Source organism: Mycobacterium hackensackense (genome assembly GCF_025822555.1).
Lineage (GTDB): Bacteria > Actinomycetota > Actinomycetes > Mycobacteriales > Mycobacteriaceae > Mycobacterium > Mycobacterium fluoranthenivorans.
The window spans coordinates 524,818-548,636 of sequence record NZ_JACKUC010000031.1; the positions used below are offsets into that span (position 1 = coordinate 524,818).

22 protein-coding genes are annotated in these 23,819 nt (G+C 67.4%); 6 read left to right on the forward strand and 16 right to left on the reverse strand.

What is annotated here, in order from left to right; all coding sequences use genetic code 11:
* Both H7J86_RS22590 and H7J86_RS22595 read right to left on the reverse strand, forming a co-directional pair.
* On the reverse strand, positions 1–480 hold the full coding sequence (locus tag H7J86_RS22590) for a ribose-5-phosphate isomerase (protein ID WP_167161699.1): 480 nt from the start codon (positions 478–480) through the stop codon (positions 1–3).
* Between the two features lie 18 nt (positions 481–498).
* A complete protein-coding gene (locus H7J86_RS22595) occupies positions 499–1,044 on the reverse strand; it encodes a TetR/AcrR family transcriptional regulator (RefSeq protein WP_267293582.1) in 546 nt (181 codons plus the stop codon).
* 83 nt (positions 1,045–1,127) lie between these two features.
* On the opposite strand from H7J86_RS22595, the gene H7J86_RS22600 reads away from it, so the two are divergent.
* Complete coding sequence (locus H7J86_RS22600; protein WP_267293584.1) at positions 1,128–2,054, forward strand: aldo/keto reductase; 927 nt, start codon at positions 1,128–1,130, stop codon at positions 2,052–2,054.
* Here the strand turns inward: H7J86_RS22600 and H7J86_RS22605 are convergent.
* The 4 genes from H7J86_RS22605 to H7J86_RS22620 form a co-directional block, all read right to left on the reverse strand.
* Positions 2,007–2,966 (reverse strand): isopenicillin N synthase family dioxygenase, encoded by a 960-nt coding sequence (locus H7J86_RS22605; RefSeq protein WP_267293586.1) that lies wholly within the window; start codon positions 2,964–2,966, stop codon positions 2,007–2,009. The genes H7J86_RS22600 and H7J86_RS22605 overlap by 48 nt on opposite strands.
* The gene (locus H7J86_RS22610; protein ID WP_090353269.1) at positions 2,963–3,403 is read right to left on the reverse strand and encodes a nucleoside deaminase; all 441 of its coding nucleotides are present in this window, start codon (positions 3,401–3,403) and stop codon (positions 2,963–2,965) included. The genes H7J86_RS22605 and H7J86_RS22610 overlap by 4 nt, the downstream gene beginning before the upstream one ends.
* Positions 3,400–4,794 carry a purine-cytosine permease family protein gene (locus H7J86_RS22615; protein WP_187096320.1) on the reverse strand — a complete coding sequence of 465 codons (1,395 nt, stop codon included), beginning with the start codon at positions 4,792–4,794 and terminating at the stop codon, positions 3,400–3,402. Before H7J86_RS22615 ends, H7J86_RS22610 begins: the two co-directional genes overlap by 4 nt.
* Before the next feature lie 121 nt (positions 4,795–4,915).
* Positions 4,916–5,524 (reverse strand): mycothiol-dependent nitroreductase Rv2466c family protein, encoded by a 609-nt coding sequence (locus H7J86_RS22620; RefSeq protein ID WP_267293588.1) that lies wholly within the window; start codon positions 5,522–5,524, stop codon positions 4,916–4,918.
* A 181-nt stretch (positions 5,525–5,705) separates the two neighbouring features.
* Here H7J86_RS22620 and H7J86_RS22625 point away from each other — a divergent pair, with 181 nt between their 5' ends.
* Positions 5,706–6,032 (forward strand): hypothetical protein, encoded by a 327-nt coding sequence (locus H7J86_RS22625; RefSeq protein ID WP_090353263.1) that lies wholly within the window; start codon positions 5,706–5,708, stop codon positions 6,030–6,032.
* A gap of 11 nt (positions 6,033–6,043) precedes the next feature.
* Here the strand turns inward: H7J86_RS22625 and H7J86_RS22630 are convergent, their stop codons facing one another.
* From H7J86_RS22630 to H7J86_RS22645, 4 genes are read right to left on the reverse strand one after another with little or no spacing between them, the layout of a single operon-like run.
* Positions 6,044–7,441 (reverse strand): S8 family peptidase, encoded by a 1,398-nt coding sequence (locus H7J86_RS22630; RefSeq protein ID WP_267293589.1) that lies wholly within the window; start codon positions 7,439–7,441, stop codon positions 6,044–6,046.
* Positions 7,442–7,483: 42 nt separating this feature from the next.
* Positions 7,484–8,869, reverse strand: coding sequence for a phospholipase D-like domain-containing protein (locus H7J86_RS22635; protein ID WP_267293591.1), 1,386 nt, complete (start codon positions 8,867–8,869; stop codon positions 7,484–7,486).
* Between the two features lie 42 nt (positions 8,870–8,911).
* The gene (locus H7J86_RS22640) at positions 8,912–9,688 is read right to left on the reverse strand and encodes a DUF2182 domain-containing protein (protein ID WP_267293593.1); all 777 of its coding nucleotides are present in this window, start codon (positions 9,686–9,688) and stop codon (positions 8,912–8,914) included.
* Positions 9,689–9,701: 13 nt separating this feature from the next.
* A complete protein-coding gene (locus H7J86_RS22645) occupies positions 9,702–11,120 on the reverse strand; it encodes a tyrosinase family protein (protein ID WP_267293595.1) in 1,419 nt (472 codons plus the stop codon).
* Between the two features lie 181 nt (positions 11,121–11,301).
* On the opposite strand from H7J86_RS22645, the gene pepN reads away from it, so the two are divergent.
* On the forward strand, positions 11,302–13,896 hold the full coding sequence (gene pepN, locus H7J86_RS22650; RefSeq protein ID WP_267293597.1) for an aminopeptidase N: 2,595 nt from the start codon (positions 11,302–11,304) through the stop codon (positions 13,894–13,896).
* A gap of 80 nt (positions 13,897–13,976) precedes the next feature.
* The gene (locus H7J86_RS22655; RefSeq protein WP_090353257.1) at positions 13,977–14,348 is read left to right on the forward strand and encodes an HNH endonuclease; all 372 of its coding nucleotides are present in this window, start codon (positions 13,977–13,979) and stop codon (positions 14,346–14,348) included.
* A gap of 27 nt (positions 14,349–14,375) precedes the next feature.
* Here the strand turns inward: H7J86_RS22655 and H7J86_RS22660 are convergent, their stop codons facing one another.
* From H7J86_RS22660 to H7J86_RS22670, 3 genes are read right to left on the reverse strand one after another with little or no spacing between them, the layout of a single operon-like run.
* Positions 14,376–14,846, reverse strand: a complete 471-nt coding sequence (locus H7J86_RS22660; RefSeq protein WP_090353255.1) for a DUF5130 domain-containing protein — start codon at positions 14,844–14,846, stop codon at positions 14,376–14,378.
* On the reverse strand, positions 14,833–15,063 hold the full coding sequence (ctaJ, locus tag H7J86_RS22665; RefSeq protein ID WP_090353254.1) for an aa3-type cytochrome oxidase subunit CtaJ: 231 nt from the start codon (positions 15,061–15,063) through the stop codon (positions 14,833–14,835). Before ctaJ ends, H7J86_RS22660 begins: the two co-directional genes overlap by 14 nt.
* Positions 15,064–15,088: 25 nt before the next feature.
* Positions 15,089–15,745 carry an HNH endonuclease gene (locus tag H7J86_RS22670; RefSeq protein WP_267293599.1) on the reverse strand — a complete coding sequence of 219 codons (657 nt, stop codon included), beginning with the start codon at positions 15,743–15,745 and terminating at the stop codon, positions 15,089–15,091.
* A gap of 162 nt (positions 15,746–15,907) precedes the next feature.
* Between H7J86_RS22670 and H7J86_RS22675 the strand changes: the two genes are divergently transcribed.
* Together H7J86_RS22675 and H7J86_RS22680 are read left to right on the forward strand one after the other, a co-directional pair.
* Positions 15,908–16,312 (forward strand): globin, encoded by a 405-nt coding sequence (locus tag H7J86_RS22675; RefSeq protein ID WP_170847055.1) that lies wholly within the window; start codon positions 15,908–15,910, stop codon positions 16,310–16,312.
* Entirely contained in the window at positions 16,312–17,820 is a 1,509-nt protein-coding gene (locus H7J86_RS22680) for a glycoside hydrolase family 13 protein (RefSeq protein WP_267293601.1), read from the forward strand. The genes H7J86_RS22675 and H7J86_RS22680 overlap by 1 nt, the downstream gene beginning before the upstream one ends.
* Here H7J86_RS22680 and H7J86_RS22685 read toward each other — a convergent pair.
* Genes H7J86_RS22685 through H7J86_RS22695 form a run of 3 tightly spaced genes read right to left on the reverse strand, consistent with a single transcriptional unit; the run spans position 17,817 to position 23,765 of the window.
* Positions 17,817–18,476, reverse strand: a complete 660-nt coding sequence (locus H7J86_RS22685) for a DUF8010 domain-containing protein (RefSeq protein WP_090353250.1) — start codon at positions 18,474–18,476, stop codon at positions 17,817–17,819. The two genes, H7J86_RS22680 and H7J86_RS22685, sit on opposite strands and share 4 nt — an antisense overlap.
* Positions 18,473–18,895, reverse strand: a complete 423-nt coding sequence (locus H7J86_RS22690; RefSeq protein WP_267293603.1) for an acyl-CoA thioesterase — start codon at positions 18,893–18,895, stop codon at positions 18,473–18,475. The genes H7J86_RS22685 and H7J86_RS22690 overlap by 4 nt, the downstream gene beginning before the upstream one ends.
* Positions 18,888–23,765 (reverse strand): NAD-glutamate dehydrogenase, encoded by a 4,878-nt coding sequence (locus tag H7J86_RS22695; protein ID WP_267293605.1) that lies wholly within the window; start codon positions 23,763–23,765, stop codon positions 18,888–18,890. The genes H7J86_RS22690 and H7J86_RS22695 overlap by 8 nt, the downstream gene beginning before the upstream one ends.
* Positions 23,766–23,819: the final 54 nt, after the last annotated feature.

A 23,819-nucleotide genomic window follows, 5' to 3' on the forward strand; every position in this document is an offset into this window, starting at 1 on the left:
TCAGGCGGGGGCGCCGGGCACCGGGGGCGCGATGTGGTCCTTCTCGTACTGCGCCAGGATGTCGATGCGGCGCTGGTGGCGCTCGGCCTCCGACCACGGGGTGGACAGGAACGCGTCGACGATGGCCAACGCCTCCTCGGTGGTGTGCATGCGACCGCCGATACCGATCAACTGGGCGTTGTTGTGCTGGCGGGCCAGTTGCGCGGTCTCCACGCTCCAGGCCAGGGCGCAGCGCGCGCCGGGCACCTTGTTGGCGGCGATCTGCTCGCCGTTGCCCGAACCGCCCAGCACGATGCCCAGGCTCTCCGGGTCGGCGACGGTCTTGAGCGCCGCGGAGATGCAGAACGCCGGGTAGTCGTCGTCGGCGTCGTAGGTGTAGGCACCGCAGTCGATCGGCTCGTGGCCGCTCTTGAGCAAATGCTCGATGATGGTCTGTTTGAATTCGAGTCCGGCGTGATCGGCACCGAGGTAGACGCGCATGGGGGTAACCCTAACGTGTCAGCGTTGTGCGACCAGACCGTCGACCAGCAGGTCGAGCAGCCGGCCGGCCTGCTCGGTGGATCTACTGGCCAGGAAGATGCCCAGCAGGCTGCTGACGACGTCGTCGGCGTCGATATCGGACCGCAGGCTGCCGTCCTGCGCACCCGCGGTGAGCAGCGTCGCCACCGCCCCCAGCACGGCCTCCCTGGTCTCGCTGGGCTGGACGGCACCGGAGCTGAACATGGCGTGCAGCGATTCGGCCATCCCCCGCTTGGCGGCGACGAACGATGCGTAGCGGTCCATCCAGCGGCGTAGCGCAGACACCGGTGGGTGCTCGCGCAGCAGGTCCCCGGCCGACGCCGCCACCTCCGCGAGTTCGGTGCAGAACACCGCCTCGACGAGGGCCTCCCGCGTCGGGAAGTGCCGATACAGCGTGCCGATGCCCACGCCGGCGTCACGGGCGATTGCCTCCAACGACACCGGTCCGGTGGCCGTGGTGAACGCCGCCGTCGCCGTGGCGAGCAACCGTTCCCGGTTGCGGCGTGCGTCGGCCCGTTCAGCCATAGCGGAGGCACCTCCGTTTTGCTACCGTAGAAAGCGGAGGTTCCTCCGCATCGCTTTCGAGTATGACATTCCAGGAGCACACCATGCCCACATCGCATCCCGGCGGCACCGGCACCCTCGGCACCCATCGCGTGGCCCGGATCGGGTACGGCGCCATGGGACTCGCCCGCGCAGTACCCGATGACGACGCCACCGCGGTACTGCGCCGCGCCGTCGAACTCGGCGTCAACCACATCGACACCGCCTCCTTCTACGACGACGGCGTGGTGAACCGCCGCATCCGCGACGCGCTGTCGCCCTACCCCGACGAACTCGTACTCGTCAGCAAGGTGGGAGCCCGGCCCGCCAGTGGGCCCCTCCCGCTGGCGCTGGCACAGAAACCCGCCGACCTGCGCGCCGCCGTCGAACTGGACCTGGCCGGACTCGGCGTCGAGCGGATCCCGGTGGTCAACCTGCGGCGCGCGGATATCGGGCTCGGCTTGATCGCCGAGGGCGACCAGATCGTCGACCTGGACGACCAGTTGGCCGAGATGATCGCGCTGCGCGACGAAGGCAAGATCGGCGCACTCGGGATCAGCAATGTCGATGTGGACACCCTGCGCCGGGCGCTGCCCGCCGGCATCGTCTGTGTACAGAACGCCTACAACCTGCTCAACCGGGTGCACGAGGACGAACTCGCGCTGTGCGCCGAGCACGGAATCGCCTGGGTGCCGTTCTTCCCGCTCGGCTCATCGTTTCCCGGCTTCCCGAAGGTCGCCGAAAACGCTGTGGTGCAACGGATCGCCGCCGAGATCGGGGCCACCGGCGCGCAGGTGGGGCTGGCCTGGCTGCTGGCGCATGCACCCAATGTCCTGCTGATCGCCGGGACGACATCGGTACACCACCTGCAGCAGAACCTGGCCGCCGGCGAGATCCGTTTCAGTGCAGCACAACTCGCCGCATTGGAGGCAGTGACGACCGAGCTACCCGATGGTGATGGCGTCGAGGCGTTCCTTGATGAAGTCCGATGACGTCACCGGCTCCAGACCGGACACCTTGCCGACCGGCGGCTGCAGCGGTGTGACGAGCGCGTCGTGGTTGGCCTCGTAGAAGTAGATCAACGACACCAAGTCCTCTTCGGGCGCATGCGGCTGCGGTGGCAGCACCCGGTGCCGGCCGGACGGCCAGCGCCGCCCGCTCCAATACTCCAGCAGGTCACCGATGTTCACCGTGAGCGCGCCGGGTTCCCACGGCGCGTCCTCCCAGCCCTCCGCTTCGGAGTACACCTGCAGCCCGCCGGCCCCGGGTTCGCGATCGAGCACCGTGACGGTGCCGAAATCCGTGTGCGGGCCGATGCGGAACTGGCCCGGCTCGGGTTCGCCCACCACACTGACCGGCGGGTAGTGATTGATGTTCATCGTCCAGGTGGGCTTATCAGCCAGGGCGACAAAGGGATTCACCGAAAGCCCGAGCGCGTGGGCGAACAGGGCCAGCAGGTCGTCGGACACCTTGCGCATCTGCTCGGTGTACTCGGTCACCAGGGTCTGCAGGGCGGGCACCTCGGCCGGCCACACATTGGGGGCGAACCAGATCCGGTCCACCTCGGGGTCCCCGGTCGCGGTCTCGGCACCCAGGCTGTAGCTCTCCTTGAGGTCCGGCGGTGTTTCGGTGCCCTCGGCGTACCCGTTGGCCTCCGCCCCCGGACCGATCCAGCCGTGCCCGCCGACCGGCACCGAATACCGCGCCTTGACCTCGGCGGGCAGTGCGAAGAACTCCCGACTGGCCGCGCGTACCCGCGCCGCCAGGTCGGTGTCCACGCCGTGGCCGGTGACCACGATGAACCCGGCGCGCTGCAGGCCCTCGTCGACCTCGGCTGCCAGCGCATCAGCCTCCGCACCTCCGGCGTACCAACGGGAAATATCCACCGTCGCAATGGCACTCATTCGCCGATATCCTCCGCCCACAATTCCGGCTTCGCGGCGATGAACTCTTCCATCATCGTCACGCAGCGCTCGTCGTCCAGCAGCGTCACCGCCACCCCGTGCTCGGCCAGCCAGTCATGGCCGCCGTGGAAGGTGCGGGACTCACCGATCACCACCGCACCGATGTTGAACTGCCGCACCAGCCCGCTGCAATACCAGCACGGGGACAGCGTGGTGACCATCACCGTGGATCGGTAGCCGCGCTGGCGGCCCGCCGCGCGGAAAGCGTCGGTCTCGGCGTGCACCGACGGGTCGTCGTTCTGCACGCGGCGGTTGTGCCCGGCCCCGAGCAGCTGCCCGTCGGCACCGAACAGGGCGGCGCCGATCGGGATTCCCCCCTCAGCCAGTCCTTTTCGGGCCTCCTCGACGGCGATGTCGAGCATCTGCTCCGGTGTCATGCCAGGGCACGCTCCGCGGCGATCTTGCTGCGGCACAGCACCAGATAGCTCCCCGCGGCGATCAGGAAGCCGACGAAGAAGGTGATGTCACCGAGCTGCGGCACGGCCTCGGCGATGACGCCGACGAACTTCACCTGATTGGAGAACAACACCACCGACACCACCAGACCGACCAGGAAGGACAACAGACCCGGCCAGTTCGCGTACGACCGGTCGTACAGGAATCCGGCGACCGACTGTCCGCGGCGCAGGTACTGATCGGCGAACACCACCCCCAGCCACGGCCCGATCCAGTACGCGATGATCAGCAGGAACGCCTCGTAGCTGGCCGCGGCGTCGCCCAGCGCCCACAAGGCGATGAGGAAGCCGGCCACCCCGAAGAACACCGTGACCAGGGCACGCGCCACATGGTGCGGCAGCTTGATCCCGATGGTGACGAAAGCCATGGCGCCCGAGTACACATTGATCGCGTTGGCGGCCACGGCGCCGATGGCGATCGCCAGCAGCGTCAACTTGGCCAACCAGGAGCTCAGCTCCGAGGTGAACGCCTCGGTCGGGTTCTCCGACAGCGCGGGCCCGATGGTGACCGAGGCCGCGCCGACGACCTCCAGCACCACGCATGACACGAAAAGACCCGCGGCGGCGAACCATCCCGTGCGTGCGGTGTTCACGCTCGACGGCAGGTAGCGGGTGTAGTCGGCGGCGTACGGCGTCCAGCCGGCGGCGTAGCCGAAAGCCGTGCCGACGGTGAGCAGGAAACCGCCCATCCCGCCCACGCCACCCTCCACTGCTGCTGCCCCCGGGTGCGACTTGGCCAGGATCGCCACCGAGGTGACCACGAAGATCACCGCGAGCACCGGGAACGCCCACCGCTCGAAGGCCTGCACCAGGTTGTGCCCGAAGAACGCCAGCGCGGTCTGCAGCACCACGATGATGACCAAGGCGAGCACCGGCCCGATGTGGAACAGCGTCGACAGGGCGAACGCCCCGCTGACGCTGTTGGTGGCGAACCAGCCGACCCCGGCGGTGACCGACATCAACACCGCGGGCACCACATTGCCCTTGAACCCGAACGGCAACCGCCCCAGCACCATCTGCGGCACACCGTGCAGCGGGCCCCGCGCGGACAGGAAGTAGTGCGCGACGGCGCCGAGCCCGGTGCCGAGCACGATCCCGGCGACGGCCTGCCAGAACGTCATACCGTAGTAGGCGACCGCGAGGACGCCGACGAAGATGGTGGCGAACTCCAGGTTGGGCGAGGTCCACGTCCAGAACAATTGACTGGGCTTACCGTGCCGGTCCGCTTCGGCGATGAACTCGTTCCCGCCGGGTTCGACGGCTGCGATCTTGTCTCGGTAAGACCCGTCGGTGGTGGGTTCGGCCGCTGTCATGACAGGTACTTTCTCATCTTGCACCGCGGCGCGCAGTGCGGATCGGCCGGTTACCTGCCAGGGGTGCCGGCGGAATCCTCGATGAACATCGAGGATCGCGACCGAATCCGCACGTCAGCTCCTAGTCGAACTCGGGTGACTCCGTCCGGGTCCGCTTGACCTCCCAGAAGTGCGGGTAGGCGGCGAAGATCACCGAGGCGTCCCACAGCTTGCCGGCCTCCTCGCCACGCGGGATACGGGAGAGCACCGGGCCGAAGAACGCGGTCTTGTTGACGTGGATGGTCGGCGTGCCGACATCGGGACCGACCGGGTCCATACCCTCGTGGTGGCTCTTGCGCAGCGCCTCGTCGAACTTGTCGCTGGTGGCGGCCTCGGCCAGCTCGGCCGGCAGGCCCAGCTCTTCCAGCGAGTCGCGGATCACGACCGTGAAGTCCTTGTTGCCCTCGTTGTGGATCCGGGTGCCCATGGCGGTGTAGAGCGGGGCGAGGATCTCCGGGCCCTTGGCCTGCTCGGCGGCCACCGCGACGCGTACCGGCGCCCATGCCTTCTTCATCATCTCGACGTACTCCTCGGGCAGGTCGCGACCCTCGTTGAGCACCGCCAGGCTCATGACGTGGAAGTTGACCTCGATATCCCGGACCTTCTCGACTTCCAGGATCCAGCGGGACGTGATCCAGGCCCACGGGCACAGCGGATCGAACCAGAAGTCTGCAACGTCTTTTTTCGCCATTGGGGTCAGTCCTCTCGACGTGGGCACAGCTGTCCGCCCAACACAACTTCGGGCGTGTGGTCGATGTTCCCGGACCACCGGCCATCCCCGGCACAGTCACCCCATCCGGCCTCCGATCACCGCTATCGTGGTAGGCGAACGCACAGGTCACCGGGATCGCGACGACTCGTCAAGGAGAGGCATGACCGCCAAGATCTCTCCCTCATTGGAAGAGCGGCTGAAGTCCGTCGCTTCCGACGAGCCGCTGGAAGTCATCGTGCAGCTCGAGCCCCCGCAGATTCCTGCCGAGGGATCGCGCGCTGAGCGCATCGACGCCACCAAGACGACTTTCGACCGCACGATGGCGGACCTGACGAGCCGGTTGTCCTCGGCGGGCGGCAAGGTACTCGACGGGGCCTGGATCAATTCCACGGCCCGAGTCCTCGCGACTCCCGATCAAATCAAGACCCTGGCTGACGATCAGGATGTGCAGTCCATCGACTCGCCGGTCGGCCTCCAGCCCGACTGATCCCCGGCTCGCTATGTCAGCTGCAGAAGTCCATGTCCTTGGTCGTTGGGCGCGAATCCGGGCAGCTTCCTCGCCGAGCGGAGCAGGTGCTTGCGGATGTCATCTGGTTTCATCTGCGGGTTCTGTTGCAGCAGGAGAGCAATGGCACCGGTGACCTGTGGCGCGGCATAGCTGGTTCCGTACCCGGCGTCACCGAAACCGCCCGCGGTCAAGCAGCAGCTCAGCCGGGCACCATCCGGCTCGCCGCCGGGTGCGATGAGATGCGGGCGCGTGCGCCGCAACGCCGGTCCCCTGCTGCTGTAATCGCCGACCAACATGCCACCGAGGTCGGTCGCACCGACCACGATGACGCCGTCGGCATCGGCCGGCGTGGTCATGGTCGAGCGCCGCGGTCCGTCGTTGCCGGCACTCTTGACCACCAACATGCCCAACGCCCATGCAGAGTCGACGGCGATCGCCTCGCGGCTCTTGGCCTTGGTGATGGCGCCGGCCCCCCACGAGCAGTTCGCCACGGCCGCGCCGTCTTCGAGGGCCTGCTGGATCGCCAGTGCCCCGGCGTGGTCATCGGCGTGCAAGAAACGATTTGTTGCCAGCACTTTGTAGTTGTAGACCGTGACCCCGGGTGCAATACCACCGTTGACCTGATCGTCAGCGGCAATGAGGCCGGCGACGGCGGTGCCGTGGGTCCCGGGATTGCCCCACGGCTCCGCCGTGTAGTTGCGCCGCTGCACGACGCGTCCGGCCAGCGCCGGATGCATGGCGGCCACTTCGGAGTCGATCACCGCGACGGTGACACCGTGGCCGGTCAGACCTGTCCGCTCGACGAAATCGGGCAGCTTGATCGCGACGTGATCGACGGAGGCAGCCTCAGGCTGAAGCAGCCGCGGAATGTCGATCGAGGTGACCGCACTGTCCGCCGTGACGTCGGCAAGCGCCTCCGGGCCCGCCCAGGTGCGGACACTGCGGTTGAGCCAGCACACCTGGGTGACCAGCGATTGAATCTGCGGCCAGCCCAGAAATTCCGGTGAGAGCCCCACCGTGGTGGTCGACAGTCGGTCGATCTCGGTGTAGACGGGCGACATCACCTGATAGTTGGCGGTCCGCACGCGCTGGATCGCCCCGGCGCGGTCCAGCGCCCGGTCTCCGCCCGTCGGCGGTTCCTCGGTGAGCGCCTGAAGTGCGGCACTCGGTTCGAATTCCAACACCGTCGGCATCGGCTGCGGGGACGCGCCCGCGACGCCCAGCGCCTCGGGCTGCAGCCCCCGCGCGACCGGCTGACCGAAGGTCCGTTGATACACGCTCAAACAAAAACTGTCAGAAGCCTTTTCGGCCATATCGCTGCCGTACACACGCTTGGTGTACGAGCGCGCGGCCCGGTACTGTTCCCTGTCGGTCTGCGTCGGTGTCATCAAGTCTCCTTTCACGGCCTCGGATCGTTGCTCGCGAAGGCGTCAGACCTCCTGGTAGTCACCGGGTTCGACCTTGATGAACCCGCCAGCGCCCAGCGCCTCCGGGGCCAGGGACTCCGGGGTTGCCCCCGGGCCGGCGAAGATCTGGTCTGGCGTCTTGAACGCGGTACCCCAGTCGGTGTCGAATACTGCCCCGAAGTACTGAGCGATGCCGGAGTGCGGCACCCACAATCCTGCCTCCCGATTCTTGGTCACCGCGAAATCCGACCAGTTCTGCGAGCTGACAAGAACCTTGGCGTCATCGACGACGATCATCTTGTTGTGACAGTGCACCAATCTGTCGGTGTTGATGTAGCGGATATGGGTGCCCAACTTGAGGGCGAAGTCGTCGGCGAGCAGCTTCAGATTCCTGTGCTCCGCGTCGAGGTCCGCGCGGCTGAACACCCTGCCCAAGATGATGCGCACCTTCAGACCGGGACGTGCGCTGCGAGCAGAGGCGATGGCCTCCAGCAGTGTGCGGACCTCCGGTTGGTGGGCCTTGATGTACTGCTGCTCGATGTCGATGGATGTGGTGGCTGCTGCGATCAGCGGCGGCACCACGCTCATGTAGTTGTCGGGACTGAGCACAGGTTGCACCCGCAGGCCGGCGTCAAGTTGAAAATGCTTACTGGGGAACAGCTTCGACGGTCGCTTGCTCGGGGCTCGTTCAAGCAGCACCTGCGTCGCTTGCGCCGCTTCGGCTTCCGGCTGCGCCACGGCGGGGGCATCGGTGCTGGCTTGCATGTCCGAACGCAAGACCCCGGTGAACAACTTGGCCAACGGCCTGGACCGAACCGCAAGTCCCGCGTCTCGATTACCGGTGCGGAATTGCGGTCCGGCGAGACCGTCGGCCTCGTTCAGCGGAATCGAGTTGGCGCTGTAGTTTCCACTCTGCACCAGGGTCCACTCGTCATCGATGACGATGACTTTCTCGTGTGAGGACGCGAACAGGTGGATGTTCTTGTTGGCGCACGAAGGCGCCGAGACCCCCTCGACCCCCACGTCGACAAGCTCATCGAAGAGCTTGTCCTCGTCGGCGCCATCGATGTCCAGCATGAGCGCGACCCGCACGCCGCGGGCCAGCGCATCGAGTACCAGCTGCTTCATATGTGGGGCGGTGAAGTCGTAGATGCCGATCAGTATCGATCTCTTCGCTTCATCGAACAGCTGCTTGGTCACCGCGTAAGTCGAGTCGGGAGACGCATAGGCGATGATGTCGCTGCGCACCACAACAGGGGAGATCTGCCGCGGTAGGTAGCCTGCGAGCCGGCACTGCCGGGGCACCATCTCCGGCTGCACCAGTCCCAGCGCCGGCGGGCTTGAGGTGTCACGTGCCTCGGCGGCGAGGCCGCCGTCGAGCAAGCTGGTCTTTGCGGTCCAGATCGGCATTGCAGAAGTCCTTTTCGGTCGAGTGCTGCGCGGTCGGTCAGTTCAGATGAGCAGTGCGATCGCGGCCATGACGACCAGACCGGCCGCTACCGGTCGCACGACACGATCGGGTCGCGAAGTGAATTTCTCCGTCATGATGAGGGCGCTCACGGGGAGCATCAGCCACGAGCGCGACTCGTGGCCGGCCGCGATCATTGCCGCCATCAGCGCCCAGCACGCGCCGATACATGTGCCTGCGTGGACCAGACCACGCGCGAGGCAGCCGGTATCAGCTCGCCAACCGTCGGGCGGCAGGGGTCGAAGCCGATGACATGCCCTCAGCAGCAGTACCTTCCAGCCCGTCAACTCCCATAACGCCGCCACGACGAGGGCCGCGGAGAAGAGTCGAGGTGGCGGTTGCCCGATCGCGGGCAGCGCAGTCGCAGTCACCACCCCCAGCGCAACCCAGGGAGCGAGGTATCCGAAGGTGAAGATCGCCTGGCCACGGTGGCGCCGACGCCAGCGACTGCCCAAAGCCACGGCGCGCGCGGCCGGCAGGATGGTGGGGAGCATCATCGCCAGCACCATCAAGATCCAGTGCGACATGGTCACATGCAGCGCGTCCACACTGGGCCCAGCGGGGTTGCCGACGGTGTGGGAGTGGACGACTGCTTGCGAAGGTTGCCCGTGGGGCGTGACGGCATCCAGGGCGAATATCGCCATCCACGCCGTGATGGCGATCGGCACCAGCGGCCATTCCGGGTATCGCCAGTGCGCGCGCCGCGTCGCTGCGAGCACGTCAGCGATGCCGCAGTGCAAAGGAGTCCCCGCGAAGGTCATGGGAGTCGGCCTCTTACTGGAAGTGCACGCTGACTTGACCGATGTCAACGGTGCCGGGTTGCTGTCGGGCACCGGCAACCCGTTGCTCGGCCTCCGGCTCCACCGCCGGCGGTCGCACATAGAGCGGCACGAACCGGACACTCACGCGGTCGCTCCATTCCCCTTTCGCCTTGAGGCTGCGATAGAGGTCAGTGATGTCGAAGACCAGTTGCATTCCCTCGGGGTGGTCGGCGCGCGGATCACCGATCCGTTCGATCCCGAACGTCGAAGCGGTTCCGACATAGTGGTCGTCGGGCGTCGCCGGGTCATCGTCGGGCACGTTCAGATAGACCGCGTACGGCACGCGCGGGACGTCGGGGCTGGTGAGGTCGTCGAGTTGCAGGTACACCCGGCTGGGCTCGGCCTCGGCCGCCAGCGGGCCCGCCGGCGTCCCGATCGGAAAGCGTACCGAGGCGGTGTTCCCGGTGAGTTGTACCGGTTTGTCAGTCGCCCCTACGAGCTGCGCGGGATGATCCGGTTCGGGCTCCATGGCCTCCCCCTCCAAGGGCGCGGAGGTGTCTTCATATGTATAGCCGAGCTGGGCAGCGGTGTTGAGGACCTGACCCGAAGTCATCGTCACCTCCGTGCCGGCGGAGTCGTGGAAGCGGAACCGCTGGCCGGTCAACCAATCAGGGTCGGTGGTGTTCGCGCGGCCGTGCCCGGTCCCCAGCCAAACCTGCCAGAGCCGGTCGATGTTGGCGTGGTGCAACCAGAAGATCGGATCCGCGGGAGCGGTGTCGAGTTGGCTCATGTTCACGCCGACCGAGTTGTGTACGGAACCGTGCGGAGCCGCTTCGAGGGGACCTCCCCCCTTGCGCTGATAGTGCATGAATCCGGTCTTCGAGCCGGCGAATCCCTGCGCGATATTGCTGGTTGCGAACCGGCGCGGCCGCAGCGCCGCGCCGATGAGAACAGCCCGCGGGTCGAGACTCTCACCGTTGTTCAGGAATCGGGTGCTGTCGAAGAGCGGGTTGCGCTCGCCGTCCAGCATCGGATCTGCGAAGGCGGGCGGCAGGAGGAGGGCTTGGGCGTCTTTGGAGTAGTTCCAGTACGGCAGAGCCCACGTGGCTTTGGTGTCATCGTCGATCGCCGCGTCCTGTTCGATGACCGCTCGCAGGATCGCCTCGAAGTGGAAGAGGTACATCCGGTGCCACGGTAGGAAGAACCACGTGCCGTGCTGGCACTTGTTGCGGAATTCATCGGCAGCCGGCGCGGTGTCGTCCCAGTGAATGGCGGTCTGATAGCTCCAGCTGGTGGGATCGACTCGATGTCCGGGAGCCCCATCCCGAGACTTGAGTACGCCGACGGCACGGGCGTAGGCGCGGATGACAGGGTGCCAGGTGGCCTCGCGCGACAGTGTCCAGATGTCCTGACGGATGCGGGAATTGGCCATGGTGGGATTTGCCGTTCTTCGACGAGGTGATACCGGTCTCGGATGCCGCCTGTGATGCCGCTCACGTCAACAATCGCAGCGACCCAGCCCCGTGTGCATGAGTAGTCGACTACTCGTTTCCCAACACACGGCCCTCATCGACCGACTCCCGCACACGCGCTCGGCCGACTAGGTTGGACGCGTGGCACTCCCCAATCTGACTCGCGACCAGGCCGCCGAGCGCGCCGCCCTGGTGACCGTTGACAACTACCGCATCGATCTCGACCTGACCTCCGGAGGGCAGGAGCGCAGCGACCCGGGAAGTAACGGAAGCGAGAAGACCTTCCACTCCGTCACCACCGTGACGTTCGACGCACTGCCCGGAGCCGAGACCTACATCGACATCGCCGCCGCCACGGTGCGCAGCGCGACCCTCAACGGTGCCTCGCTCGACGTGTCCGGCTATGACGAGTCCACCGGCATCGCACTCACCGGTCTGCAGGCCCACAACGTCCTGGTCGTCGACGCGGACTGCCGGTACTCCAACACCGGCGAGGGATTGCACCGCTTCGTCGACCCGGTCGACAACGAGGTGTACCTGTACTCGCAGTTCGAAACCGCCGATGCCAAGCGCATGTTCGCCTGCTTCGACCAGCCCGATCTCAAGGCCACCTTCGACGTCACCGTCAAGGCGCCGGTGCACTGGCAGGTGATCTCCAACGGCGCGACGGTGTCGGTACACGACGGTGTGCACACCTTCGCGACCACGCCGAAGATGAGCACCTACCTGGCCGCGCTGATCGCCGGCCCGTACGCGCGCTGGGACGACGTCTACACCGACGAGCACGGTGAGATCCCGCTGGGCATCTTCTGCCGCGCCTCGCTCGGCGAGTTCATGGACGCCGAACGGTTGTTCACCGAGACCAAGCAGGGCTTCGGCTTCTACCACCGCAACTTCGGCATCCCCTACGCGTTCGGCAAGTACGACCAGTTGTTCGTGCCGGAGTTCAACGCGGGCGCCATGGAGAACGCGGGTGCGGTGACCTTCCTGGAGGACTACGTCTTCCGGTCCAAGGTGACCCGGTACAGCTACGAGCGCCGCGCCGAGACCGTGCTGCACGAGATGGCGCACATGTGGTTCGGCGACCTGGTCACCATGCAGTGGTGGGATGACCTGTGGCTCAACGAGTCCTTCGCGACGTTCGCGTCGGTGCTGTGCCAGGCCGAGGCCACCGAATACGACCAAGCCTGGACGACGTTCGCCAACGTGGAGAAGTCGTGGGCCTACCGCCAGGACCAGCTGCCGTCGACCCATCCCGTCGCGGCCGACATCCCGGACCTGCACGCGGTCGAGGTGAACTTCGACGGCATCACCTACGCCAAGGGCGCCAGTGTGCTCAAGCAGCTGGTCGCCTACGTCGGCCTGGAAGCGTTCCTCGCCGGGTTGCGCGACTATTTCCGCGACCACGCCTTCGGCAATGCCACCTTCGGGGATCTGCTTGGCGCGCTGGAGAAATCCTCGGGCCGCGATCTGTCACAGTGGGGCCGGCAGTGGCTCAAGACCACCGGCCTGAACACGCTGCGCCCCGATTTCGACGTCGACGGTGACGGCCAGTTCACCCGATTCGCGATCAGCCAGTCCGGCGCCGCGCCAGGTGCCGGCGAGACCCGTGTGCACCGGCTGGCCATTGGCATCTACGACGACGATGCCAGCGGCAAGCTGGTGCGGGTCAACCGGATCGAACTGGATGTCGAAGGCCCCACCACCGAGGTACCCGAACTGGTCGGCGCCGCGCGCGGCAAGTTCATCCTCGTCAACGACGAGGACCTGACCTACTGCGCGGTGCGGTTGGACCCGGAGTCGCTGCAGACGGCGCTGTCCCGGATCGCCGATTTCGCCGATCCGCTCCCCCGCACACTGGCCTGGTCGGCGGCGTGGGAGATGACCCGTGAGGCCGAGCTGAAGGCCCGCGACTTCGTCGCCCTGGTGATCAGCGGCATCCACGCGGAGACCGAAGTGGGTGTGGCACAACGACTTCTGCTGCAGGCGCAGACGGCACTGAATGCTTACGCCGACCCGGTGTGGGCCAAGGAGAACGGCTGGCCGGCCTTCGGCGACGCGCTGCTGGACCGGGCCCGCGAGTCCGCGCCGGGTTCGGATCACCAACTGGCCTTCGTCAACGCCCTGTGCACCTCGGTGCTGTCGCCCAACCACATCGCCGTGCTGTCCACACTGCTGGACAACGAACCGGCTGCGGTGAACCTGGCCGGGCTGGTGATCGACACCGACCTGCGCTGGCGCATCGTCACCGCGCTGGCCGGGGCCGGGGCGATCGACGCCGACGGCCCGGAGACCCCGTTCATCGACGCCGAAGCGGCCAACGACCCGACCGCGGCAGGTAAGCGCAACGCGGCCGCAGCGGCCGCGGCCCGGCCCCAGAAGGCGGTCAAAGAGGCCGCCTGGCAACAGGTCATCGAAGACGACACGCTGGCCAACATCACCACCCGGGCCATCGTCGGCGGCATCGTCCAGCCCGGCCAGACCGCGCTGCTGACCCCGTTCCGCGATCTCTACTTCACCGCCATCGCCGGTGTGTGGGAGCGGCGCTCCAGCGAGGTGGCCCAGACCGTGGTGATCGGCCTGTACCCGTCCTGGGATGTCAGCCAGGGCGGCCTGGAAGCCGCCGACGCGTTCCTAGCCGACCCCGACCTGCCGCCCGCCCTGCGCCGCCTGGTGCTGGAGGGCCGGGCCGGCGTCGAACGGGCGCTGCGGGCCCGGACGTTTGATGTGAGCTGATCGGCGAGCGTGCGTGTCTGCCCACCGACACGCCGTGGCGGCTGTGCGGCTGCGCACGCTCGCGCTGGGAAGATCTGGCCATGGCGGCCCCCAACAGTCGGAGAGCCCGCGCGGCGCGCAGGCGCACCCGCCGGGTGAAAGCGGTCGTCAACGACCTCACCGAGGAGCAGTGGACTGCGCTGAAGGCGGCCTGGAACGGCTGCGCCTACTGCGGCGCGACGGGCAAACCCCTACAGCGGGACTGCGTCATGGCGATCTCGCGCGGCGGCAGATACACCGTCGAGAACGTGGTGCCCGCCTGCGCGGCCTGCAATGCCAGCAAGTGCAATGACGAGGTCACCAGCTGGATGCGGCGCAAGCGGCTCGACGAGCGCACCTTCCTGGAGCGCTACGTGGCGATCAGAAACGGCACCGCCCCGAACGCACACCGTCCCGGTACCGAACCTGCATAGGCCGGTACCGGGACGGTATGGACGTTGTCAGGCCGGCGACACCGCGGCCGACATCACGCGCACGGCGCTCACCAGTGCGTCGATCAGATTGCCCTGCTTGAGTGAGCCGATGGCGGCCGACACCCCGAGCGGTGCGGCGGTCTCGGCGCCACGGCCCTTCAGGTCGGCGCCGTAGACCACCTCGATGGCGTGCTGATCCGGCGACACCGCGATCAGCATGGCGTTGTCCGGTGTGGGCACCTTGCCGAGGATCTCCCGCGCGGTGGCGGCGGTGTCCTCACCCAGCGGGCCGATGTACACCGCGAAGCGGGCCTTGGCCGCGCGCGAGCCGTACTTCAGCGCGTCATCGAGGACGACGAGGTCCTTGGCCGGGAACGGGTAGTGCACCGACAGCTCGCCCGGCTCGGTGACACCCGAGATCCGGCCGCTGTAGGTCAGCGCGTAGCCGTAGGGAAGGTCGACGTCCTTGTCCGTCGTCGCCAGCTCACCACTTGCCACTTGCGGAACCTCCCACGTTCACATGCGAACCGTGGCCACCGTGGCCGTGGTCGGCGGGCTCGTCCGACGCCCACAGGATGGGGTCGTGCGTCCACTTGTCGGACAGTTTGTAGGTCGCCGGGTGCGGGCCCTTACGGGACAGAGTCACAACGGCCAGCAGCAGGAACACCACCAGCGGGACCCCACCGAGCAGGGAATGGGTCAGTGCAATGCTCACGACGCAAACCGTAGCGCAGCGTGTTTCACGCCGCGCCCTCACCCAGATATCTGACCCATGCCGGGTCCAGTTCCTTCACCGTGGACAGCAGCCGCCAGTGCTGTCCCTTGGGCGGCATCGGGGCCGACCGCAGCGTCCAGCCCAGCTCGCTGAGCAAGTGGTCGGCCTTGCGGTGGTTGCACGACGAGCAGGCCGCGACGCAGTTCTCCCAGGAGTGCTCGCCGCCGCGGCTGCGTGGGATGACGTGGTCGACGGTGTCGGCCTTCTGCCCGCAGTAGGCACACCGGAACCGGTCGCGGTGCATCAGCGCCGCCCGGGTCATCGGGATACGCGCGCGGTAGGGCACCCGCACGAAGGAACGCAGCCGGATCACCGAGGGCACCACGATGGTGCGGGTCGCGGAGTGGATGACCGGTCCGGACGGGTCGTCGTGGACGACGTCGGCCTTACCGCACATCAGCATGATGACGGCGCGCCGCATCGGCAGCGCGGTCAGTGGCTCGTAAGTGGAATTCAGCAGCAACACCCTGCGCCGACCCCACACGGAGGCCGAATGGGCGGCCGGTGAGGCCTCGGCGAACTGCGGGGCGAACTGCGGTGAATGGGCAGCGACAGGAGCAACCGCGGCCGTGGGGTACCGGTAGCCCGCTCGTCGAGCAGGGCTTTTCTTGCGCTGCGACATTCGTCCTCCGCTGCACAGTCCACCATGGATCAGCGGCGATCGCACGGCAATTCAGCGGGTGTTCGCTGGTCAGTCCGATGAACTTCAAGTGACAAACCTGTTAGGCGAACTAAGCGCACCGGCTGATGCCCTGCCCCGGCGCGCGGCGGCCGATCCTGGACAATGGAGGACGTGACCCAACCGGAGCGCTCGTTCTACGACGAAGTCGGCGGCCACGCCACGTTCGCCGCGATCGTGTCGAAGTTCTACGAGCTGGTACGCGAGGACGAGATCCTGCTGCCGCTGTACCCCGAGGACGATATCGACGGGGCCGAGGAGCGGCTGCGGATGTTCCTGGAGCAGTACTGGGGCGGCCCGCGAACGTACTCCGATCAGCGGGGCCATCCGCGGCTGCGCATGCGCCATGCGCCGTTCCGGATCGGGTTCCTGGAGCGCGACGCCTGGCTGCGCTGCATGCATACCGCGGTCGCCACGATCGACTCGACGACGCTGGACGATGCGCACCGCCAGCTGCTGCTGAACTACCTGAACATGGCCGCCGAGTCGATGGTGAACTCGGCGTTCTGATGAGCTGGTGGTCGCATGCGGTGTTCTATCAGCTCTACCCGCGCTCGTTCCGGGACAGCAACGGCGACGGTGTCGGCGATCTGGACGGCATCACCGAACGACTCGACTACCTGTCCGCCCTCGGCGTCAACGCCCTGTGGCTCAATCCGGTCATGGTGTCCCCGATGGCCGACCACGGCTACGACGTCGCCGACCCGCGCGATATCGACCCGCTGTTCGGTGACCTGACCGCACTGGACCGGCTGCTGGCCGCGGCGCACGCCCGCGACATCCGGGTGACCATGGACCTGGTGCCCAATCACGTCAGTTCGGCGCACCCGTGGTTCCTCGAGGCGCTGGCCGATCCGTCCCGGCGGGATCGGTTCATCTTCCGGGACGGCGTCGGGGACGCGCCGCCGAACAACTGGGTGTCGGTGTTCGGCGGGCCGGCCTGGACCCGGGTGCCCGACGGGCAGTGGTACCTGCACCTGTTCGACAGCGCCCAGCCCGACCTGAACTGGGACCAGCCCGAGGTGTTCTCCGATGTCGAGAAGACGTTGCGGTTCTGGCTGGACCGCGGGGTCGACGGGTTCCGCATCGATGTCGCGCACGGGATGGCGAAACCGCCCGGGCTGCCGGACATGTCGCTGGCCGACAACGAGCTGCTGCGCAATGCCGAAGACGATCCGCGCTTCGACAACGAGAGCGTGCACGAGATCCACCGCTTCATCCGGCAGGTGCTCGACGACTATCCCGAATCGGTGGCGGTCGGCGAGGTGTGGGTGCACGGCAACGAGCGGTTCGCCAAGTACCTGCGACCCGACGAACTGCACCTGGGCTTCAATTTCCGGTTGGTGCAGGCCGATTTCGACACCGCCGACGTGCGGGCGGCAATCGACAACTCACTGGCCGCGGCCGAGCTGGCCGGTGCGGTACCGACCTGGACACTGTCCAATCACGACGTGGAACGCGAGGTCTCCCGCTACGGCGGCGGCGCGCGGGGGTTGACCCGGGCCCGGGCCATGGCGCTGGTGATGCTGGCGCTGCCCGGCGTCGCGTTCGTCTACAACGGTGAGGAACTCGGGCTGCCCCAGGTGGACCTGCCCGACGAGGTGCTCCAAGATCCGGTGTGGGAGCGCTCCGGGCGCACCGAACGCGGCCGCGACGGCTGTCGGGTACCGCTGCCCTGGTCCGGACACACGCCCCCGTTCGGCTTCTCCACCAACCCGGACACCTGGTTGCCGATGCCCACCGACTGGGCGGCCGCGACGGTGCAGCACCAGCTCGCCGACCCCGGGTCGACTCTGACCCTATTCCAGCAGGCCATCCAATTACGTTCCGCGCGTTCCGAATTCGACGGCGGTTTGGCGTGGCTCGGTGACGGGGTGTTCCGGCGCGGGGGTGGGCTGGTCTGTGTGCTCAACACCGGCGATGCGGCGATGGCGCTGCCGCCCGGTGAGGTGTTGCTGACCAGCGGTCCGTTGACCGACGGCCTGTTGCCGCCCGATTCCGCGGCCTGGCTGGTCTAACGCAAGACCATGGCGGGGTCGCCGATACGCCGGTACACGGTGCCGAATCGGGCGTCGACCCGCAGCCACGCCGGGTGCACCCGAACCCGCACGATCTCCTCGGCACCGACCTCACTACCGCTCGGCGGCAGGAAACCCATGGCGGTGAGGGCGAACACGCAGCGCATCGGGATGCCCACCTCGGTGCTGCCGGAGCTCACCGCCAGCACCTCCTGATCGAGCAGGGAAGCCGGCGGGCCGTGTGCGCTGCTGTGTTCCTTGGCCAGGGCGGCGCCTCGTTCGGCCAGATCGAGCACGGCCCGTGCGGGCACATCGTCGAGGTGAACGAACCCGCTTTCCGGGGGCAGCACACCGCGCCAGGCCGAATCCATCGCGAAGCCGGGCTCGACGAACCCCGACACCGCCATCGCCGACAGCGCGCCGACCAGACTGTCGGCGCCCACGCACAGGTCTGTAGGCCGCACCGTTCCGCCGACCACCCGGCTGGCCAGCACATCGAAACCTGTGCCGACCCAGGCGACGATGTTGCCGTCCGGCCGTTGCCGCAGTCGGACCACTGCTGCGTCGTCGAGGCGCAGCGTGCGTTCGGCGAACGTGCTCAGGTCGTCGCGACTGGCCGCATCGTCGAGCCAGATGCCCCGCTCTGCGGCGGTCACGCCGATGGCCGCAGGTAGCGCTCGAGGTACTCGCGGTGGTGCGGCGCCAGGCGCACCAACTTCTGCTCTTCGATGTTGAAGGCCGCCAACTGCGTTTCCCCGATGACGGCCGGCCTGGAATCGGGATCGGCATGCACCGAGCGCACCTCGTAGCCGAGAGTGAAGTCCACCGCGCGCAGGCGGTTGACCCAGATGGTCACCTGCAACGGCGAATCCGTCAGGCGCACTTGGCCTTTGTAGGACACCTTGACCTCGGCTATCAGCAGGCCGGTGGTATCGATGTCGCCGGCGAACGGCTCGTGCAGGAACGGAACCCGGGCCTCCTCCAGGATCGTCACCATGGTCGCGTGGTTGACGTGCTGGTACATGTCGATATCCGACCAACGCACCGGCACCGGCGTGACGAACCCGTTAGGCACTTGTTCCCGTTCCACTCGTTCGTGTCATGCTGCGGATCTGACGGGCCGCCACCGACAGCGTGGCCAGGTCCCGCTCGCCTTCTGCATAGATCTCGTCGAGGGTGCGGCGAGCCCGGGCCATCCGGGAGGTGTTGGTGATCTCCCATTCCTCGATCTTCTGCTCACCGTTCTCGTCCGGTTCGCCGACGGCCATCACGTCGAAACAGAGGGAGCGCAACGATCCGTAGATATCGTCGCGAATGGCCAAGCGCGCCAACGAATGCCAGCGATCGTCGCGGGCCAGCCGGGAGATCGCGGTCAGCAGGCCGTCGGCGCCCAGGTGATCCATCAGCGCGAAGTAGGTGTCGGCCACCTCGGCGGCATCACGTTCCAGGATGTCGCTGATGTCGATGATGTCGAGCAGGCTGTACTGGTACAGACCGGTGGCCACCATATACGCCAGCTCCTCCGACACCCCCTGCGCCATGAACTCGCCGGCGTCCTTCTCCACGATCGCCTTGTCGTCACCGCGCAGCCAATCCGACATCCGCGGGGTGAGGGCGGCCACCTTCTCGGCGAACCGGTTGATCTCGGCGCCCACGGCCAGCGGCTGCGGCCGGTTGTTGAGCAGCCAGCGGCCGGCCCGATCGATGAGCCGGCGCAGGTCCAGCGTCATCCGGTCGGTCGCCGCGACCGGCACCCCGGCCTGCGCGGCCGCGCGGATCGCGTGCCACACCTCGCCGACCTTGAAGATCGCGTCGGTGGCGACGTAGCTGCGCACCGCGTCGACCGCGCCGACCCCGACGTCCTCGCTGATCCGGTAGGGGTAGGTGATACCGCTGGTGTCGACGAGGTCGTTGACCAGCATGGTGGTGACGATCTCGCGGCGCAGCTGATGATTGCGGATGTCAGTGCCGAACCGGTCCCGCAGCTCGGACGGGAAGTACGACGGCAGCCGGGCGGCGAACACTTCTTGGTCGGGGACGTCGCTGGCCAGCAGCTGGTCTTTGAGCGCCAGCTTCACGTGCGCCATCAAGGTGGCCAATTCCGGTGAGGTCAAACCCAATCCGAGGTCCGCGCGACGGTGGATCTCCTTCTCCGACGGCAGCGCCTCCAGCTCCCGGTTGAGGTCGTGCTCGTCGACCAGCTCCTTGATCTGGCGGGCATGCACCGACAGCAGGCTGGGCGCATTGGCCCGGCTGGTGCCCATCAGGTCGTTCTGATCCTTGTTGTCGGCCAGCACCAGTTCGCCGACCTCGTCGGTCATCGACATCAACAACTCGGTGCGCTCGGCGGCGCTCACCTTGCCGGTGGTGACCAAGGAGTCGACCAGGATCTTGATGTTCACCTCGTGGTCGGAGCAGTCGACCCCGGCCGAGTTGTCCATGGCGTCGGTGTTGACATGCCCACCCGCGAGGGCGAATTCGATCCGGCCGCGCTGGGTCACGCCCAGGTTGCCACCCTCGCCGATCACCTTGACCCGCAACTGATTTCCGTTCACGCGGACGGGGTCGTTGGCACGATCGCCGACCGCTGCATCGGATTCGGTCTCGGCCTTGATGTAGGTACCGATACCGCCGTTCCAGAACAGGTCGACGGGCGCCAGCAAGACCGCCTTCATCAGGGCCGGCGGGGTCATCTCGGTGACATCGTCGGCCAGGCCGAGCGCGGTGCGCACCTGGGGGCTGATCGGGATGGACTTCTGTTCCCGGCTGTAGATACCGCCGCCCTCGCTGATCAGCGATCGGTCATAGTCATCCCAGCTGGACCGTGGCAGCGCGAACATCCGCTCCCGTTCCACCCACGAGGTGGCCGCGTCCGGGTCGGGGTCCAGGAAGATGTGCCGGTGGTCGAACGCCGCCACCAGCCGAATGTGCTTGGACAGCAACATCCCGTTGCCGAACACGTCGCCGCTCATATCGCCGACACCGACCACCGTGAAATCCTGGGTCTGGGTGTCGACGCCCATTTCGCGGAAGTGCCGCTTCACCGATTCCCAGGCGCCCTTGGCGGTGATGCCCATCGCCTTGTGGTCATAACCCACCGAGCCACCGGAGGCGAACGCGTCGCCGAGCCAGAAACCGTACGACTGCGCGACATCGTTGGCGATATCGGAGAACGTCGCGGTGCCTTTGTCGGCCGCGACCACCAGGTAGGCGTCATCACCGTCGCGGCGCACCACCCCCGGCGGGGTGATCACGTTTCCGCTGCCCTTCTCGACATTGTCGGTGAGATCGAGCAGCCCCGAGATGAACAGCCGGTAGCAGGCCACCCCCTCGGCGCGCTGGGCGTCGCGGTCGGTCGCGGCGTCGCCGGTGGGCAGCGGAGGTTGCTTGACGACGAACCCACCCTTGGCGCCGACGGGCACGATGACGGCGTTCTTCACCGCCTGCGCCTTGACCAGTCCCAGGATCTCGGTGCGGAAGTCCTCGCGGCGATCCGACCATCGCAGTCCACCGCGGGCCACGAAACCGAAGCGCAGGTGCACGCCTTCCACTCGCGGCGAGTAGACGAAGATCTCGAATCGCGGCCGGGGCAACGGAAGCTCGCTGATCAGACCGGGGTTGAGCTTGAACGACACCACGTTCTGGGCGCGCGCGGAATCCGGGCTGGTGACGAAGTAGTTGGTCCGCAGGGTGGCCTGCACCAGGCCGGCGAAGGCCCGCAGCACCCGGTCGGTATCCAGGCTCACCAGGGCATCGATATCGGCAGCGACCGCTGCGGCGGCGGCTTGGGCGTCGCGCGGCGGGTCGGTCGCGGTCGGGTCGAAGAGCGCCTCGAACAGTTCCACCAGAGACCGCGCCGTGCCCGCGTTGTCGTTGAGCACCGTCTCGATATGGGACTGGCTGTACGGGAATCCGGCCTGGCGCAGGTATTTCGCGTAACCACGCAGGATGGTGACCTGCTGCCAGGTCAGCCCCGCACGCAGCACCAGTTCGTTGAACCGGTCGATCTCGGCCCGGCCCTGCCAGATCGCGGTGACCGCGTCGGCGAACAGGGTGGCCGTGGTGTCGGGATCCCCGTCTGCCGGGATGGACTGGTGCGGAGACACTTTGAACTGGTAAATCCACACCGGCAGGCCGTCGGCGCGGATCACCGTGAACGGCCGCTCCTCCAGCACCACCACACCCATGCATTGCAGCATGGGCAGCAGCTCCGACAGCGAGGCCGATCGGCCGCCCAGGTACCAGGTGAGCTTGGCTACCCGGTCGTCGCCGGTGCCCTCGGCGAACACCAACTTGACCGTGTTGTCCTGCAGCTCTTCGATGATCGCGATGTCACCGATGGCTTCGGCCGGGGTGAACGCCTGCTTGTAGACCTCGGGGAACGCCGCCGCGTAATGCTCGGCCAGGGTTTGGCCGATGGCGCCGGACTTGACCGACCCGATCAGCCGGTCGGCCCAGGTGCGGGAGGCCTCGGTGAGCAGCTGCTGGATCCGGTTCCCGTTCTCCGACGACGTGTCGATATCCGCGCGGCGCACTCCTTCGGGCATCTTGATGGTGAAATGCACGACAGCCCAGGGTGATTCACTGACCCGGGCGGCGTACTCGATGCTGACGCCGCCGAGTTCGCGAACCAGGATGTCCTGGATGGCCAGCCGCACCGCGGTGGTGTAGCGGTCCCGGGGCAGATACACCAGCGCCGAGACGAAGTGGCCGAGCTGATCGGCACGCAGGAACAGCAGGGCCCGTCGCAGCGAGCCGAGGTCGACCACCGCGCGTGCGGTGTCCAAGAGCTGCCCACTGCTCAGCGCGAACAACTCGGAGCGCGGGATGGTCTGGATGATGTCGAGCATCAGTTGGCTGGGATGGCTGGGATCGCCGTGCGTCCGCGCCAGCACCTCGTCGACGCGACGGGCGATCAGCGGGATCTCCAGCACGTTGGCGTTCATCGCCGCCACCGTGAACACCCCGACGAAGCGGTGCTCGACGCCCTGGGTGGCTGCCGGTCCACCCGGGTTCTCCCGGATCACCACCATGTACGGGTAGGCGCCGTAGCGCAGGAAGCTGGGCATGGTCGCCTGGGCCAGTACCAGCAGATCGCCGGGGGTGGTCAGTTCCGGGAAGACATCGGTGCGCGACCGCAACACACCCAGCCGGCTGGCCGGGTCCACCGTGGCCGTACCGCCGGCCACCGCGCAGCGCTGATAGCCCAGCAGCACGAAATGCCCGTCGGCCAGCCAGCGCAGCAGCGACGCGACGTCGCGGCGGTCGGGGCCGGCGAAATGGCCGGCGTGGTCGGCGTCCAGCGCGTTCGCCAGCCCGACCAGCGTGGCGTTGAGCGCCGAGGAGTCGGTGGCGACCTGCCGGGCGTCGGCAAGCACATGGGGCAGCATGGTGGCGGCCTCGTCGACCGCGGCCGGGTCGGCCGTCGGGGCGAGCCGCACGTGGATCCACGTCTCGTCGATACCGCGGGCCGGGGCGTCGGGTCCCACCGCCGGGGCGATATCGAGCAGCTCCCCGCCCGGCCCGCGCTGCACCCGCAGGATCGGGTTCATGATCGACACGTAGTTCACGCCCAGCCGGTGCAGCATGACGGTGACCGAATCCATCAGCATCGGGCTGTGATCGGTGACCACCTGCAGCGCCGGACCGAAGCCGCGTGGCGTTTCCCCCGTCGCTTCGCTCGCCCCCGGTGCATCCGCCGGGTACACGGCGACCAGGGTCTGTCCGGGCGCCCGGACCTCACCCAGCCGGGTGTGGGCGGCCAGGAGTTCCGGGGACATGACCTGGGCGGTGACGGCCCGGTCCACCGGCACGGTGACGGCGACGTCGGTGGAGGGGGCGTCGCCGTGCGGTCCGTGGTGGGTTGCCAGGTACGCCGTCGCGAGCCGCCCCACGGCATCCTCGCTCAGGCGCAACTTCTGGGGGGCTGCTGGATTCACCGTCATGGTGAAGGCTCCTCACTTACACCTGCGCGCCGCCGTCGTCGGCTGCACGCACGA

Excerpts from the sequence above, each read along its gene's own strand:
- H7J86_RS22680 (WP_267293601.1), top strand. The coding sequence starts at position 16,312 with ATGAGCTGGTGGTCGCATGCGGTGTTCTATCAGCTCTACCCGCGCTCG.
- H7J86_RS22670 (WP_267293599.1), bottom strand. The coding sequence starts at position 15,745 with ATGTCGCAGCGCAAGAAAAGCCCTGCTCGACGAGCGGGCTACCGGTAC.
- H7J86_RS22625 (WP_090353263.1), top strand. The coding sequence starts at position 5,706 with ATGACCGCCAAGATCTCTCCCTCATTGGAAGAGCGGCTGAAGTCCGTC.
- H7J86_RS22675 (WP_170847055.1), top strand. The coding sequence starts at position 15,908 with ATGGAGGACGTGACCCAACCGGAGCGCTCGTTCTACGACGAAGTCGGC.
- H7J86_RS22615 (WP_187096320.1), bottom strand. The coding sequence starts at position 4,794 with ATGACAGCGGCCGAACCCACCACCGACGGGTCTTACCGAGACAAGATC.
- H7J86_RS22635 (WP_267293591.1), bottom strand. The coding sequence starts at position 8,869 with ATGCCGATCTGGACCGCAAAGACCAGCTTGCTCGACGGCGGCCTCGCC.
- H7J86_RS22605 (WP_267293586.1), bottom strand. The coding sequence starts at position 2,966 with ATGAGTGCCATTGCGACGGTGGATATTTCCCGTTGGTACGCCGGAGGT.
- H7J86_RS22600 (WP_267293584.1), top strand. The coding sequence starts at position 1,128 with ATGCCCACATCGCATCCCGGCGGCACCGGCACCCTCGGCACCCATCGC.
- H7J86_RS22595 (WP_267293582.1), bottom strand. The coding sequence starts at position 1,044 with ATGGCTGAACGGGCCGACGCACGCCGCAACCGGGAACGGTTGCTCGCC.
- H7J86_RS22630 (WP_267293589.1), bottom strand. The coding sequence starts at position 7,441 with ATGACACCGACGCAGACCGACAGGGAACAGTACCGGGCCGCGCGCTCG.
- H7J86_RS22640 (WP_267293593.1), bottom strand. The coding sequence starts at position 9,688 with ATGACCTTCGCGGGGACTCCTTTGCACTGCGGCATCGCTGACGTGCTC.
- H7J86_RS22610 (WP_090353269.1), bottom strand. The coding sequence starts at position 3,403 with ATGACACCGGAGCAGATGCTCGACATCGCCGTCGAGGAGGCCCGAAAA.
- H7J86_RS22645 (WP_267293595.1), bottom strand. The coding sequence starts at position 11,120 with ATGGCCAATTCCCGCATCCGTCAGGACATCTGGACACTGTCGCGCGAG.
- H7J86_RS22590 (WP_167161699.1), bottom strand. The coding sequence starts at position 480 with ATGCGCGTCTACCTCGGTGCCGATCACGCCGGACTCGAATTCAAACAG.
- H7J86_RS22655 (WP_090353257.1), top strand. The coding sequence starts at position 13,977 with ATGGCGGCCCCCAACAGTCGGAGAGCCCGCGCGGCGCGCAGGCGCACC.
- H7J86_RS22620 (WP_267293588.1), bottom strand. The coding sequence starts at position 5,524 with ATGGCGAAAAAAGACGTTGCAGACTTCTGGTTCGATCCGCTGTGCCCG.
- H7J86_RS22695 (WP_267293605.1), bottom strand. The coding sequence starts at position 23,765 with ATGACGGTGAATCCAGCAGCCCCCCAGAAGTTGCGCCTGAGCGAGGAT.